Raw genomic sequence first — 14,572 nt, forward strand, 5'->3', positions numbered from 1 at the left:
AAAACAATAAATGCCCGATGGCGCTGCGCTTATCGGGCCTACGGCCCGGTAGGCCGGATAAGGCGTAAACGCCGCCATCCGGCAACATGTACCCTACAGTACAGGCAAATAGAGATATGAAAAAATCCTCCTTACTGGGAGCGTGTTTGCTCGCGCTCTCCATGACGATGGGGAGCGGGGCGGCGTTGGCTAAAACGCCGCCGGACCAGCTCATCATTGGCATGAACATGAATAACCTGCTGACCCTCGACCCGGCCGCGATGACCGGTAACGAGGTGGTCGGTATTGTGGTGAATCTCTATGACTCGCTGGTGGAACTGGATCCTCAGCAGTTGACCAACGTTAAACCGGCACTCGCCAAATCCTGGGATATCAGTCCGGACGGCAAAACGCTGACTTTTCATCTGCATAACAACGTCAAGTTCCACTCCGGAAACCCGCTGACCGCCGCCGACGTGGTGTGGTCGATGCGGCGTATTTTGCACCTCAACCTCGCTCAGGCATCGGTGTGGAAATCCTACGGCTTTAGCAAAAAGAACGTCGACAAGCAGGTGACCGCGCCGGACGACTATACGGTGCAGATTGTCCTGCCGAAGGATAACGATCCGCAGCTGGTGATTTACTCGCTGGGCGCGCTCGGCAACCTGGGCGTGCTCGACAGTAAAACCGTACAGAGTCACGAACAGGATAACGACTGGGGCAACAAATGGCTGACCACGCACGAAGCCGGATCGGGGCCGTTTACGCTGGAAACCTGGCAGGCGAAAGACGTGCTGCGCATGAAGCGTAACCCGGACTACTGGCGCGGCGAGCCGAAGATGAGCCGCGTGGTGCTGCGCCACTTCCAGGAGTCGCAGACCCTGCGTCTGATGATTGAAAAAGGCGATCTCGACATCGCTAACAATATGGCGGTGTCGGATATCAACGCTCTGCGTAAAGACCCACAGCTCACCGTCGATGCGGTACAACGCGGCACCATGTATTACGTGTCGATGAGCATGAAAGAGGCGCACTTCGCCAATCCCAAAGTACGTGAAGCCGTGCGCTACCTGATTGATTATCAGGGTATTAACAAAGCGCTGATGCCGGGCTACGGCGTATTGCACCAGCGGCCGATTAAAGCCGGGATGCCGTCAACGCTGCCGGATCCTGGCTACACCTTCGATCTGGCAAAAGCCAAAAAGCTGCTGGCGGAGGCAGGATACCCGGACGGTTTTGACACCACCCTGCGGGTGCTGGCCGATCAGCCGTTCCTCAACATTGCCATTGCCGTGCAGTCGACGCTGATGCAGGCGGGCATTAAGGCCAAAATCATCACCGGCACCGGTAACCAGATTTACGGTGCGATGCGTGAACGCAAGTTCGACATGCTGGTGGGGCGCGGCGGCAGCGGCATGGAGCCGCACCCGCACTCCAGCCTGCGCGCGCTGGTGTACAACCCGGACAACAGCGATGCGGCGAAGCTCACCAACTTCCAGGGCTGGCGCACCGGTTTCTACGACAAACCGCTCAACGAGATGATCGACGGCGCGCTGCTGGAGCGTGACCCACAAAAACAGATTGCCGATTATCAGGCGATTCAAACCCGTTTTGATTCGCTGATCCCGGCGATGATCCCGGTGTCGCAGATGGTGGATTCGGTGGTGGTGCGCAATGAAGTGAAAGACTACCAACCGCACCCATCGGCCACCACGTTCCTGCGAGATGTCTACAAAGTTAGCGAAGGAGATAAAGGATGAGTACGGCTATTCTTGCGCCCGGCTCCCGGACCCGGCGCTTCTCAAAACGGTTGATGCAGGTGGCGGTGACGCTGTTTGGCCTGCTGCTGCTGACGTTCTTTATTGGCCGCGTGATGCCGATTGACCCGGTGCTGGCGATTGTCGGCCCGGACGCTGACCAAAGTACTTACCAGCAGGTCTATCACCAGCTGGGATTCGACCAGTCGCTCATGACCCAGTTTGGCATTTACTTTGTCAACCTGCTGCACGGCGATCTGGGCAATGCGCTGCTGACCGGTAAACCGGTTATCGACGATATTATTCGCGTCTTCCCCGCGACCATGGAGCTGGCAACGATGGCGATTATCGTCGGCGCGGGTCTTGGTATTCCGCTGGGCGTACTGGCGGCGGCGCGTCGCAACAGCCTTTCCGACTACGTGGTGCGTATTATCAGCCTCGCCGGCTACTCTACCCCCATCTTCTGGGTGGGGATGATGGGGCTGCTGGTGTTCTACGCCTGGCTGGGTTGGGTCGGCGGCGCCGGGCGCGTGGATCTGGGGCTGGACGGCATTGTGCCGCGTCGTACCGGACTCATGACCGTCGATGCGCTGCTGGCGGGTAACAGCGAGGTGTTCTGGAACGCGATTAACCACCTGGTTCTGCCCGCCGCGCTGCTCGGCTTCCATTCGCTGGCCTACATCAGCCGTATGACCCGCAGCTCTATGCTGGCGCAGCTGTCGCAGGAGTTCATCATCACCGCACGAGTGAAGGGTTTAACCGAGCGGCAGGTGATTTGGAATCATGCGTTTCGCAACATTCTCGTGCAGCTGCTGACGGTGGTGGCGCTGGCCTACGGCTCGCTGCTGGAAGGGGCGGTATTGATTGAAACCGTCTTCTCCTGGCCCGGGTTTGGCTCCTATCTCACCGGCAGCCTGCTGCTGGGTGATATGAACGCGGTGATGGGCTGCGTACTGCTGGTAGGGGTGATCTTCGTGATGCTCAACCTGCTCTCCGACATGCTGTATCAATTCTTCGATCCGAGGACAAAATCATGACGGTTTCTCTGGATACTTCTCTTTCAGGCGCGTCCGGTGAAGGCCGCCAGCGGCTGCTGCGTGCGCTGGCGCGGGCCGGCGGGTTTATCGGCAAGATGGCGCGCAATCCGCTGACGGCGATTGGTGGCGGGATTATTTTCCTGCTGCTGGTGGTGGCGATTTTCGCGCCGCTTATCGCCCCCTATAACCCGCTGGTGCAGGACTTAAACAATGCGCTCACCGCGCCAAACGCCCAGCACTGGTTTGGTACCGATGAGTTTGGCCGCGATATTTTCAGCCGCCTGGTCTACGGCTCGCGCATCACGCTGTACATCGTGCTGCTGGTGTCGGTCACCGTCGGCCCGCTGGGGCTGCTGCTCGGCGTCTGCGCGGGCTACTTCGGCGGTAAGGTCGATATGGTGCTGATGCGCGTCACCGACATTTTCATCTCTTTCCCAAGCCTGGTGCTGGCGCTGGCGTTTGTCGCCGCCTTAGGCCCAGGGCTGGAGCACGTGGTGATTGCCATTACGCTCACCGCCTGGCCGCCGATTGCGCGACTGGCGCGTGCCGAAACGCTGTCGCTGCGTCAGGCGGATTTTATCTCCGCCGTGCGTTTACAGGGCGCGTCTCCGGCGCGGGTGCTGTGGCGTCACATTGTGCCGCTGTGCCTGCCATCGGTGATTATCCGTATCACCATGAACATGGCGGGGATCATCCTGACCGCCGCCGGTCTCGGCTTCCTTGGCCTGGGCGCGCAGCCGCCGGAGCCTGAATGGGGGGCGATGATCTCCAGCGGCCGCACCTACATGATGGAGTGCTGGTGGGTGGTGACGATTCCGGGGCTGGCGATTCTGATCAACAGTCTTGCGTTCAACTTCTTAGGAGATGGCCTACGTGACATCCTCGATCCTCGCAGCGAATAACGCTGCACCGCTGCTCGACGTGCGCGATTTAAACGTCAAATTCGTTAACGGCAGCGCGGTTACCCATGCGGTACGCGGCGTCTCCTTCCAGTTGGGGCGAGAGAAGCTGGCGATTGTCGGCGAATCCGGCTCCGGCAAATCCACCGTCGGGCGCGCGCTGCTGCACCTGCACCCGAAAAAGGCGCGCATTGACGCCAGCCAGATGCAGTTTGGCGATATTGACCTGCTCAACGCCAGCGAAGCGCAGATGCGCACCATCCGCGGTAAGCGTATTTCGATGATTATGCAGGACCCGAAATATTCGCTGAACCCGGTAGTGCGGGTAGGCGACCAGATAGCGGAAGCCTGGCTGACGCACCATCCGGGGCATAAAACGGAGGCGAAGGCCAAAGCGCTGGAGATGCTGGACGTGGTGCGCATTCGCGATCCCGAGCGCGTTTACGGGCTCTATCCGCACGAGATTTCTGGCGGTCAGGGGCAGCGCATTATGATTGCCATGATGCTGATTACCGACCCTGAGCTGGTGATCGCCGATGAACCGACCTCCGCGCTGGACGTCTCGGTGCGTTTGCAGGTGCTGGGCCTGCTGGATGATCTGGTTAAATCGCGCGGGCTGGGGCTGATTTTTATCAGCCACGATATCAACCTGGTACGCAGCTTTTGCGACCGCGTGCTGGTGATGTACGCCGGACGGGTGGTGGAGTCCATCGCCGCCTGCGATCTCGACCGCGCGCAGCACCCATACACGCAGGGCCTGATCAGCGCGCTGCCGGATATGCACAGTCGTCGCCCGGTCTTACCGGTTTTGCAGCGTCAGGCCTGCTGGCTGACGGACTAAGGAGCGCATCATGATTGAAGTGAAGAATCTGAACCTGGCGTTTGGCGAAGGCGAGAAGCGCAACCAGGTGCTGTACGACGTCAATTTTCACGTCAGGCCCGGTGAGATTTACGGGCTGGTGGGGGAGTCAGGCTCCGGGAAAACCACGGTGCTGAAGTGCCTGGCCGGGCTGTTTAACCACTGGCAGGGTGAACTGACCATTCATGGTCAGCCGTTGGAACACGCCATCAGCCGCCAACGCTGCCGTAAGGTACAGATGGTGTTTCAGGACCCGTACGGTTCGCTGCATCCGCGTCATACCATCGGCGATATTCTCGAAGAGCCGCTACAGATTCACGGCATCGGCGAGCGCGATCGGCGGATTAACACGCTGCTGGATAGAGTCGGGCTGAACCGGGCGTTTCGCGACCGCTATCCGCACCAGCTCTCTGGCGGCCAGCGACAGCGCGTGGCGATTGCCCGCGCGCTGATCCTTGAGCCGCAGGTGCTGCTGTTGGATGAACCCACGTCGGCGCTGGATGTGTCGGTGCAGGCGGAAATCCTCAATCTGCTGGCGGAGCTGCAAAAAGAGTCGAATCTGACCTACCTGATGGTTACTCACGATCTGGGCGTGATCGCCCATTTGTGCCAGAAGGTTGCGGTGATGCAGTACGGCAAAATTCTCGAAACGCTGACCGTTGACGCGTTGGTGAACGGCGAGGCGAAAACGCCATACACGCAGATGCTGGTGAACGCCAGCCGCCAGTACACGCGCGAAATGGCGCGCGAAGTCGCGGCGTATTAACCGGATGTTGTAGGCCCGATAAGCGTAGCGCCATCGGGCAGCCCGATGCAGGTGCCGGATGGCGGCGTGGACGCCTTATCCGGTCTACCCGATCAATTTTCCTCTGGGAAATCAATAATATGCATAATAATTCTTTCCGTATTGCTCTACCGCTCGTGCTTTGTGCCTGTACCGCTTCCGCAGTAGCAGCGGAAACCGTCGACCTGCGCATGTCGTGGTGGGGCGGTAACAGTCGCCATCAGGTGACCTTAAAAGCGCTGGAAGCTTTTCATCAGCAGCATCCGGATATTAACGTGAAAGCGGAATACACCGGCTGGGACGGCCACACCTCGCGCCTGACCACGCAGCTGGCGGGCGGCACCGAGCCGGACGTCATGCAGACCAACTGGAACTGGCTGACGCTGTTCTCGAAAGACGGTAACGGCTTTTACGATCTCAACAAGGTAAAAGCGGAAATTGGTCTCGACCAGTTCACCGCCAAAGACCTTCAGCCGGTGACGGTGAAGGGCAAACTGAACGGGATTCCCGTCGCCATGACCGCTCGTATTTTCTATTACAACGACCAGACCTGGAAAAAAGCCGGTTTAGGCTATCCGCAAAACTGGGATGAGCTGATGCACGCCGGGAAAACCTTTGCGAGCAAGCTGGGCAAACAGTACTACCCGGTTGCCCCGGAGAGCCTCGGCGTGCTGGCGCTGCTCAATTCGTATATGGTGCAGAAGTACAACATCCCGGCCATCGATGAACAGAGCAAAAAGTTTACCTACAGCGACGCGCAGTGGGTGGAGTTTTTCCAGCTGTATAAAACGCTTATCGATAATCATGTTATTCCGGACATGAAGTATTACGCCTCATTTGGCAAGGGCAACATGTACGAGATGAAGCCGTGGATCGAGGGCGAATGGGGCGGGGTGTATATGTGGAACACCGCCGTGACCAAATATTCTGATAACCTGAAACCGCCCGCGAAACTGGAGCTGGGGAGCTATCCCATGCTGCCTGGGGCCACCGACGCGGGGCTGTTTATGAAACCGTCGATGATGCTGTCGATTGGCAAAACCACACAACACCCGCAGGCGGCGGCGAAGCTGATTAACTTCCTGCTCAACAGCAAAGAGGGCGTGACGCTGCTGGGGCTGGAGCGCGGCGTGCCGCTGAGCAAAAGCGGCGCGGAGACCCTGACCGCATCTGGCGTGATCAACGACAAAGACCCTTCGGTTGCTGGCATCAAGCTCGCGCTGTCGCTACCGGCGAAGGTCGGCGTGTCGCCGTATCTGGAAGATCCGCAGCTGGTGCAGGAATTTGATAGCGCGCTGCAATCTATTGACTACGGCAAGAAATCCGTCGCCGAAGCGGCGGCGGATTTCAAGCGTCAGTCTGAGCGAATCTTAAAACGCGCAATGCGTTAACGCAGCAGCGGGCAGTCCGGCGGCAGGCGGCAGCGCAGCGCCGCCGGCAAAATTTCCATCCGGAAGGCGGTCCCGCTCAGCGGCTCGCCGTCGAGGTTAAAGGTCATTTCATGCGGTGCGGTGACTTCGAACCACGGCGAGACGCTGTCCACCAGATTCTCTTTGCCATCGCTGCTGGCCAGCGTGTTAAACAGCGCCGGCAGCAGCTCTTCACCGGTAAAAATACGCAGATGCAGCAGCCCATCGTCGATTAATGCCTCCGGGCACAGCTGCTGGCCGCCTCCCGCCTGGCGTCCGTTACCGATGCCAATAACCAGCGCATCACCTTGCCAGCTAAAGTTCTCGCCGCGAATTTCACAGCGGTCCGGTTTCAGGGTATCCATGCGCATCAGTCCGTGAATCAGATACGATACGCCGCCCAGCGCTGCCTTCAGTTTCTCCGGGGTTTCCGTGGTGATACGCGTACCGAAGCCGCCGGTCGCCATATTGATAAAGCAGGTTTTATGGTTGACCTGGGCAATATCCACCGGGACGTCGCGCCCGGCAATTGCCAGCTTGAGGGCGTTGGCTAAATCATCAGGAATATTCACGCTGGTGGCAAAATCATTGGCGGTGCCAAGCGGTAATATCCCCAGCGCGGGAACCGCGTTGCTCTCGCAGTGGATCAACGCCGTTGCGACTTCATTGATGGTGCCATCGCCGCCGCCGGCAATCACCGTAGCCACCTCAAGCGCCACCGCTTCGTCGACATAGCGTACGGCGTCGCCTTTCTCCCAGGTGACGCGCACGTGAATCACAATGCCCTCGTCGCGCAGCAGAGTCACCGCTTTGCGCAGCTCGGGGTTATCGGCACTTTTACCGTTAAGTATCAGTAAACTTGCTGGAAAATCTGACATCCTTGGTACCTCTTTAGGGGGTATGCAAAGAGTGTAACAAAGGAAACGGCAGTGTGCTTTAGGAGGGAAGGGCAAAAAATAAGCCCGTGTAAGGGAGATTACACAGGCTAAGGAGGTGGTTCCTAAATAGCTGCGCCTAATACCGCTACACTTTTGCCTGACCATGTTTTCCTCCGGGGAATGGGCTGGCGGTTTCCATAAAATGGCGGACCTTTTTCAGTAACTGCCACATTGAGCGGCACTGATGATTACGGGTTATCGTGTCATGAAGTGCCTGCCATAGCCGTTCCACATGATTCACCCACGGCGAGTAAACCGGCTGGTAAATTACCCTGAACTTGGGATTTGCTTTCAACCAGCGCTGTGTTTCGCGGCTTTTATGGATAATGTAGTTATCAACGATCAGCGTGATTGTTTTCGCCCGCCGGTAAGTGGCTTTCAGGTGCTTCAGCAGAGCGATAAACAGCGCTGAACTTTTGCTGTTGCCGCCCACGTAGCTGACTTTACCCGTGCCACTGTGCAGTGCGCCGGCCAGATAGTATTTTTCGTTCTGCCCCGGCGTCACTACCCGTTTCTGCTGTCCGCGCAACTGCCAGTCCGCACCGATTTTAGGATTAAGGTGGATATCCACTTCATCTTCATAAAATACCGGATGCTCTGCGCTGCATTCATCCAGCGCTTTGTGGATTACCGCCATCTTTTCATCTTTATGTGGGTCACGGATACGCAGAGTTGGCGCGGCCCTGCGCCATACAAGCCCCGCAGATGGCAACCAGCGGCGAACGGTTCCTGCATGTAACTGGCAACCGGTTATCTCATTGATTTTTAATGCCAGTAATTCGGTGCTCCAGCGTGAACGTTGATAACCAAAATCGCCGGGAGAATGCTTTATCAGCTCACGTAACAGGGTGCAGATATGTTCAAAAGGCCAGCGTCGGGAGCGCCCTGCGGGTAAGGATTTCAGGCCTTCAATACCTGAGTGCGTAAACCAGTTAATCCAGCGACCAACGGATGAACGAGCACAACAGAGAGTTCTGGCAACATCGCTGACCCGTTCACCCCGATGAAGCATCAGCATGGCCGTGAGTCTGCGGGCATGATTTTTATCGCGCGTTTTATGAATAGCTTTCTGCATCAGGCGTCGTTCGCCACGGGGTATTGGTGCTATGATCGGCATCGCTCAGTCCGGTTGGTGGTTTTGGTTGGTTTGGCGATTGATCAGATCGCACAATCCGGGCTGAGTTCCCTTTCAGTGATCTACTATTCCGCGCATCTATTTAGGTACAGCTAGCATTTATGGGTTATGTTTTTCAGCGAGAGAATAGTATCGATAATCGATAATTCCGTCTGTGATCCATTTCTAAGAATCCTTGCTATTGAAAAACAATATAAATGTACTAGCTGCTATGCGGATTACGAGTGGATTGTCCTGAGAAATTACGCATCAGCAGGCCATACTCCAGCGCCATATCTTCCGGCACGGGTAACCATACGGTGTGACCATCGCCCGGCGCGACCGGCATCGTCTCACCTTTGGCGTTTTCCATATGCTCAAGCGTGAAGTTGACGTTGCCCTGTGGGGTCATCAGCTCCAGACTGTCACCGATCAGGAATTTGTTTTTCACCGCCACGGCGGCCAGGTTGCCTTTACGCTCGCCGGTAAATTCGCCGACGAACTGCTGACGCTCGGAAACGGAGTAGCCGTACTCATAGTTCTGATAGTCGTCATGGGTGTGGCGACGCAGGAACCCTTCGGTGTAACCACGGTGGGCAAGGCCTTCCAGCGTTTCCAGCAGGCTGGTGTCGAACGGTTTGCCAGCGGCCGCGTCGTCGATGGCCTTGCGGTACACCTGGGCGGTGCGCGCGCAGTAGTAGAAGGATTTGGTGCGGCCTTCGATTTTCAGCGAATGGACGCCCATCTGGGTCAAACGCTCAACGTGGGCGATGGCGCGCAGATCTTTGGAGTTCATGATGTAGGTGCCGTGTTCGTCTTCGAAAGCGGTCATGTACTCGCCGGGACGTTTAGCTTCCTCAATCATAAAGACCTGATCGGTTGGCGCGCCGAGGCCGAGGGTCGGTTCGACGTTTTGCACCGGAATCGGTTCGTATTTGTGGACGATGTTGCCCACGTCGTCTTCTTTGCCTTCCTGCACGTTGTATTCCCAGCGGCAGGCGTTGGTGCAGGTACCCTGGTTAGGATCGCGTTTGTTGATGTAACCAGACAGCAGGCAGCGGCCGGAATAGGCCATGCACAGCGCGCCGTGAACGAAGATTTCAATCTCCATGTCCGGAACCTGGCTGCGAATTTCTTCAATTTCTTCCAGCGACAGTTCGCGCGAGAGGATCACGCGGGTTAATCCCATTTGTTTCCAGAACTTCACCGTGGCCCAGTTGACGGCGTTCGCCTGTACCGACAGGTGAATGTCCATCTCCGGGAAGTGTTCTCGCACCAGCATGATAAGCCCCGGATCGGACATAATCAGCGCATCCGGCCCCATATCCACTACCGGCTTCAGGTCACGAATAAAGGTTTTCAGCTTGGCGTTGTGCGGCGCGATGTTCACCACGACGTAGAATTTTTTACCCAGCGCGTGGGCTTCGTTGATGCCGAGCTGTAAATTTTCGTGATTGAATTCGTTGTTACGTACGCGCAGCGAGTAGCGCGGTTGACCCGCGTAGACTGCATCGGCGCCGTAAGCGAAAGCGTAACGCATATTTTTCAGCGTTCCCGCCGGGGAAAGGAGTTCCGGTTTAAACATGATTTTCTCGTTCTGATGACAGGTCAGATTCGCCGCACCTGATGCGACGAGTTGGGGAGTGTCCCCACTTTAAGGGCGGGCATTGTAGCGCTGTGGCGGGGCGAGGTAAAGCGCCGGGTGGCCGTCGCAGACCGCCCGGCGGTGGTGGAGCCGTCAGGTATTATCTTTCACGGTTTCGCTGGCACCGTTGGTTTTTACCGACGCGATGCCCTTATCGCGCGACTGCTCGGTGGCATACAGCTGGCTGGTGCCAATGACCTGGTGGTTGCCCGCCTTGAGGTTGAAGTGAAATTTACCGTTAGTGGCCGTTTTCTTCTCGTAATGCGCGTCCAGCGGGCTATTCACGCGCACGGAGGCGATGCCTTTTTCCGCCGCGGCTCGGGTGGTATAGAGCTCGCTGGTCAGGATAATCTCCCCGTTTCCCGCTTTCAGAACAAATCGGAACTGATCGTTGCTGCTTTTGCTTAATTCAAACCAACCAGCCATGGTGACTCCTTGATTAGATTGCATTCGTTAAACGTATCGACTGACAGTATGAGTATGGGAGATATTGGCGAAGATGCGAGCGGGGAAAAACGAGAGCGGCGCAGACGTGCCGCTCTTAGCGGTTAGGCCATACGGCAGGCGTCGGCTTCCCAGCGGTAGCCTACGCCATAGACAGCGCGAATAAACGACTGTTCGGCGTCCAGCGACTCCAGCTTGCGCCTGAGGTTTTTGATATGGCTGTCGATGGTTCGGTCGGTCACGACGCGGTAGTCATCGTACAGGTGATTGAGCAGCTGTTCGCGCGAGAACACTTTGCCCGGCTCCTGCGACAGCGTTTTCAGCAGACGGAATTCGGCGGGAGTAAGATCCAGCAGTCGCTCGCGCCATGAGGCCTGGAAGCGTGTTTCGTCCACCACCAGCGGGCTCTGTTCGTCCAGCGCCTGCAGCTCCTGACGCGGCCGGCAGCGGCGCAGAATGGTCTTCACGCGTGCCACCACTTCGCGCGGGCTGTACGGTTTGCAGATGTAATCGTCGGCGCCGATTTCTAAACCCAGCAGGCGGTCGATCTCTTCAATTTTGGCGGTCACCATGACAATCGGGACCTCGGAGAAGCGACGGATCTCGCGGCACAGCGTCAGGCCGTCGGTGCCTGGCAGCATTAAATCCAGCAGGATCAGGTCCGGCGGCGTCTGGCGCACGTACGGCAGCACTTTATCACCGTGGTTAATCAGCGTTGGCGCATAATTGGCTGCCAGTAAATAGTCGATGAGCAACTGCCCCAGCTTGGGTTCATCTTCAACGATCAGAATGCGTGGGGCGTTTTCATCAATCGGTAACTCGGTCATATTTCTCTCGGTATTACGCGTTCCAGCGGTAATTCTACTTTAATGCTAACCCCGCCAAAAGGCGAATGTCCGACGTGGAGCTGGCCGCCGTGGGCGGCAACAATATTCGCGCAGATAGCCAGCCCCAGGCCGGATCCGCCGCTGGCGCGGTTGCGCGAGCCTTCGGTGCGGTAAAAGCGTTCACAAAGTCGGCTTAGCTGTTCATCGCTGACGCCGGGGCTGCTGTCGGCAAATTCCAGCACGATGCTTTGCGCCAGCAGCTCGCTGCGAATCTGTACCTGCCCACCGCTGTCGGTGTAGCGCAGACTGTTTTCCAGCAGGTTATTAAACAGCTGCATCAGGCGATCCGGATCGCCAAAGACGGTGGCGTTTTCTGCCAGTGCCAGATTGAGCGTGAGCCCACGACTGGCCAGACGCTCGCGGAAGGCGTCAGCGGCAATTTCAACCAGCGCAATGATATCGACAGGCGCTTTCTGGTAGGCCAGCGCACCTTCGTCGGACATCGAAAGCTGGTGGAGATCGTCCACCAGCTTGGTCAGCGTCGCGACTTCAGCCTGTAGCGAGGTGACCGATTCCGGGGTGAATTTGCGCACGCCGTCCTGAATTGCCTCCAGTTCGCCGCGCAGTACCGCCAGCGGCGTGCGCAGCTCGTGGGATATGTCGGCCATCAGGTCCCGACGCATCTGCTGGTTTTTTTCCAGCGTGCTGGCGAGGCGGTTAAAATCCTGCGCCAGCTTGCCCAGTTCATCACCGCTGCTGACCGGAACGCGGGTAGAAAAATCGCCCGCAGCCAGCTTGTGGGTGCCTTCAACCAGCCGCCGCACCGGCGCGAGCAGACCGCGCGCCAGCGGGAAGGTGGCCAGCGCCGCGAGCAGCGTGGCCAGGCCGACGATAAGCCAGCTGGTACGCCGCTGCTGGCGATCGAAGTTAATATCCGTGTTGCGGGTCAGGCGTTCTACCGGCGAAGCGATCACCGCACCGACTTCAGCGCCGTTGACAATAATACCGCGCCGGGTGCCGTCAATCGGCACCGCTTCACGCGGGCCGACCAGTACGCGGGCTTTTTGATCGACAACCCAAAACTGTGTTCGCCAGCCGTGGGGCGGCATACCCCCGCGATCCGGGCCGCCGCGATCGGGCGCGCGGTCAGGCCCGCCGTCGGGGCCGGGAGGGCCTGGCGGCATACGATCTTCACCGTTATCGTGCTCGAAGGAGCGCAGGATCTGGAACACGAAGCGGTCGTTATTGCGTAAAAAACGCCAGTTTCCGTGCAGCGCGTACTGTTCCGCCAGCGCGTCGCTCAGCAGCTGCAGCCGCTGCTCGTTGCCGCGCTTAATGTAGTCAATAAAGCCGCGCTCGAAGCTAACACGCACGGCCCAGTGCATGCTGATAAGCAGCACGATACAGGTGGTTAAAATGACGAGAAACAGTTTGCCGGAGATACCCGGGCGCCATAATTTCACGGTCTACTCCTTCAGTTTGCGTCGGGCAATAACCACGTTTTTGCTGGTGTCGTCCGGCACGCGCGCGAAGACGAGAGCGGGAAGCGCAATAATGATGGCCATACAAAGATAGGTGTACATAAAGACGTGATGCGTCGCCGCGCTGCCGATGGCGATGTGCTGCTGGCCAAACATTCCCAGCAGGAGCCCGGCGAGGGTTACGCCGATACTCATCGACAGCTGCATTATCATCGACAGCAGGCTGTTGCCGCTGCTGGCATGGTCGTCCGGCAGGTCTTTCAGCGTCAGGGTATTCATTGACGAGAAACGGCTGGAGTTCACCATTCCCTGAATAAACAGCACGACCGGTAGGGCGTAGTACCAGCCTGCCAGCGCGGTAAACATAAACAGCAGGCTGATTAGCGACAGCCCGAGGGTGGCAACAACCAGCACGTGGCGATAGCCGAAGTGGTTAACCACCTGCACGACGATACGTTTCATCCCCATGCTGCCTAGCACCATTGGGATCATCATCAAGCCGGCGTGGAACGGGGTGAAGCCGAGGCCAATTTGCAGAAATACCGGCGTCATAAACGGCAGCATGCCGCTGCCGATACGGCCGACGAAGCTGCCCGCCAGCCCTAAAGAGAAGGTGGGGGTATGAAACAGCTTGAGGCTAAACAGCGCGCTGTCGTTGCCCCGTGCGTGCCACAGATAGATCAGGATGGATGCCAGACCAACGCCGACCAGCGCGGCCATCATCCACGGTGAAATGCCCAGCCCCTTTTGGCCGTCGAGCGCGAGGGTTAAGGTGGCCATGCCCAGCGCCAGCACGATAAAACCGGACAGATCGAAGCGCCGCGTCTGCACGGTGTAGTTGGGCATCAGCATCAGAGTTGCGATACAGCCGACGATGCCGACTGGGATGTTGATCAGGAAAATCCAGTGCCATGAGGCATACTCGACCAGTATCCCGCCCAGCGCTGGCCCCAGCAGCGGGCCAATCTGTCCGGGAAGGGTGACGAAGGTCATTGCCGCCATGTACTGCTCGCGCGGGACGATTTTCATCACCGTTAGCCTGCCGACGGGGACCATCATTGCCCCGCCGATCCCCTGCAGCACGCGAGCCATCACCAGCTCGTTGAGCGTCCCGGCGAGCGAGCAGAACAGTGACCCCAGGGTAAAGAGGATGATGGCGGTGAAGAAAATATTGCGCACGCCAACCCGGTCAGCCAACCAGCCGCTGGCTGGCAGCATAACGGCGACGGTCAGCACGTAGGCAACCACCACCATGTGCATGTGCAGCGGGCTCTCCCCCAGGCTCAGGGCCATTGAGGGGAGGGCGGTGTTCACGATGGTGGTGTCCAGCGATTGCATAAAAAAGCCAAACGCCACGATCCACAGTTGCCAGCGTACGTTAGCCGGGAGCTCAGTCATG

Annotated in this window: 13 protein-coding genes; 6 read left to right on the plus strand and 7 right to left on the minus strand. The window is 58.0% G+C overall.

What is annotated here, in order from left to right; genetic code table 11:
- Positions 1–116: 116 nt before the first annotated feature.
- The 6 genes from H7R56_RS08650 (at position 117) to H7R56_RS08675 (ending at position 6,706) form a co-directional block, all read left to right on the plus strand.
- Positions 117–1,739, plus strand: coding sequence for an ABC transporter substrate-binding protein (locus H7R56_RS08650; protein WP_106929473.1), 1,623 nt, complete (start codon positions 117–119; stop codon positions 1,737–1,739).
- Positions 1,736–2,773: an ABC transporter permease gene (locus H7R56_RS08655; RefSeq protein ID WP_182928578.1), complete on the plus strand. Its 1,038-nt coding sequence runs from the start codon at positions 1,736–1,738 to the stop codon at positions 2,771–2,773. The genes H7R56_RS08650 and H7R56_RS08655 overlap by 4 nt, the downstream gene beginning before the upstream one ends.
- Positions 2,770–3,675: an ABC transporter permease gene (locus H7R56_RS08660; protein WP_106929477.1), complete on the plus strand. Its 906-nt coding sequence runs from the start codon at positions 2,770–2,772 to the stop codon at positions 3,673–3,675. Before H7R56_RS08655 ends, H7R56_RS08660 begins: the two co-directional genes overlap by 4 nt.
- Positions 3,647–4,513: an ABC transporter ATP-binding protein gene (locus H7R56_RS08665; protein ID WP_106929479.1), complete on the plus strand. Its 867-nt coding sequence runs from the start codon at positions 3,647–3,649 to the stop codon at positions 4,511–4,513. The genes H7R56_RS08660 and H7R56_RS08665 overlap by 29 nt, the downstream gene beginning before the upstream one ends.
- A 10-nt stretch (positions 4,514–4,523) precedes the next feature.
- Entirely contained in the window at positions 4,524–5,297 is a 774-nt protein-coding gene (locus H7R56_RS08670) for an ABC transporter ATP-binding protein (RefSeq protein WP_106929481.1), read from the plus strand.
- Between the two features lie 119 nt (positions 5,298–5,416).
- Positions 5,417–6,706 carry an ABC transporter substrate-binding protein gene (locus tag H7R56_RS08675; RefSeq protein ID WP_223878959.1) on the plus strand — a complete coding sequence of 430 codons (1,290 nt, stop codon included), beginning with the start codon at positions 5,417–5,419 and terminating at the stop codon, positions 6,704–6,706.
- Here H7R56_RS08675 and yegS read toward each other — a convergent pair.
- The 7 genes from yegS to H7R56_RS08710 all read right to left on the minus strand — a co-directional run bounded on the left by yegS (position 6,703) and on the right by H7R56_RS08710 (position 14,571).
- Positions 6,703–7,602: a lipid kinase YegS gene (yegS, locus tag H7R56_RS08680; protein WP_106929483.1), complete on the minus strand. Its 900-nt coding sequence runs from the start codon at positions 7,600–7,602 to the stop codon at positions 6,703–6,705. The two genes, H7R56_RS08675 and yegS, sit on opposite strands and share 4 nt — an antisense overlap.
- A gap of 145 nt (positions 7,603–7,747) precedes the next feature.
- On the minus strand, positions 7,748–8,779 hold the full coding sequence (locus tag H7R56_RS08685; protein ID WP_032425611.1) for an IS630-like element ISEc33 family transposase: 1,032 nt from the start codon (positions 8,777–8,779) through the stop codon (positions 7,748–7,750).
- Positions 8,780–8,999: 220 nt separating this feature from the next.
- Positions 9,000–10,361, minus strand: a complete 1,362-nt coding sequence (gene yegQ, locus H7R56_RS08690; protein WP_106929485.1) for a prephenate-dependent tRNA uridine(34) hydroxylase TrhP — start codon at positions 10,359–10,361, stop codon at positions 9,000–9,002.
- 153 nt (positions 10,362–10,514) lie between these two features.
- On the minus strand, positions 10,515–10,847 hold the full coding sequence (locus H7R56_RS08695) for a YegP family protein (RefSeq protein WP_106929487.1): 333 nt from the start codon (positions 10,845–10,847) through the stop codon (positions 10,515–10,517).
- 122 nt (positions 10,848–10,969) lie between these two features.
- Positions 10,970–11,692 carry an envelope stress response regulator BaeR gene (gene baeR / locus H7R56_RS08700; protein WP_106929489.1) on the minus strand — a complete coding sequence of 241 codons (723 nt, stop codon included), beginning with the start codon at positions 11,690–11,692 and terminating at the stop codon, positions 10,970–10,972.
- Entirely contained in the window at positions 11,689–13,155 is a 1,467-nt protein-coding gene (gene baeS / locus H7R56_RS08705; protein WP_106929491.1) for an envelope stress sensor histidine kinase BaeS, read from the minus strand. Before baeS ends, baeR begins: the two co-directional genes overlap by 4 nt.
- Before the next feature lie 3 nt (positions 13,156–13,158).
- Positions 13,159–14,571, minus strand: a complete 1,413-nt coding sequence (locus H7R56_RS08710; protein WP_106929493.1) for an MFS transporter — start codon at positions 14,569–14,571, stop codon at positions 13,159–13,161.
- Position 14,572: the final 1 nt, after the last annotated feature.

The sequence above is a fragment of the Klebsiella sp. WP3-W18-ESBL-02 genome (assembly GCF_014168815.1).
GTDB classification, from domain to species: Bacteria; Pseudomonadota; Gammaproteobacteria; order Enterobacterales; family Enterobacteriaceae; genus Kluyvera; species Kluyvera ascorbata_B.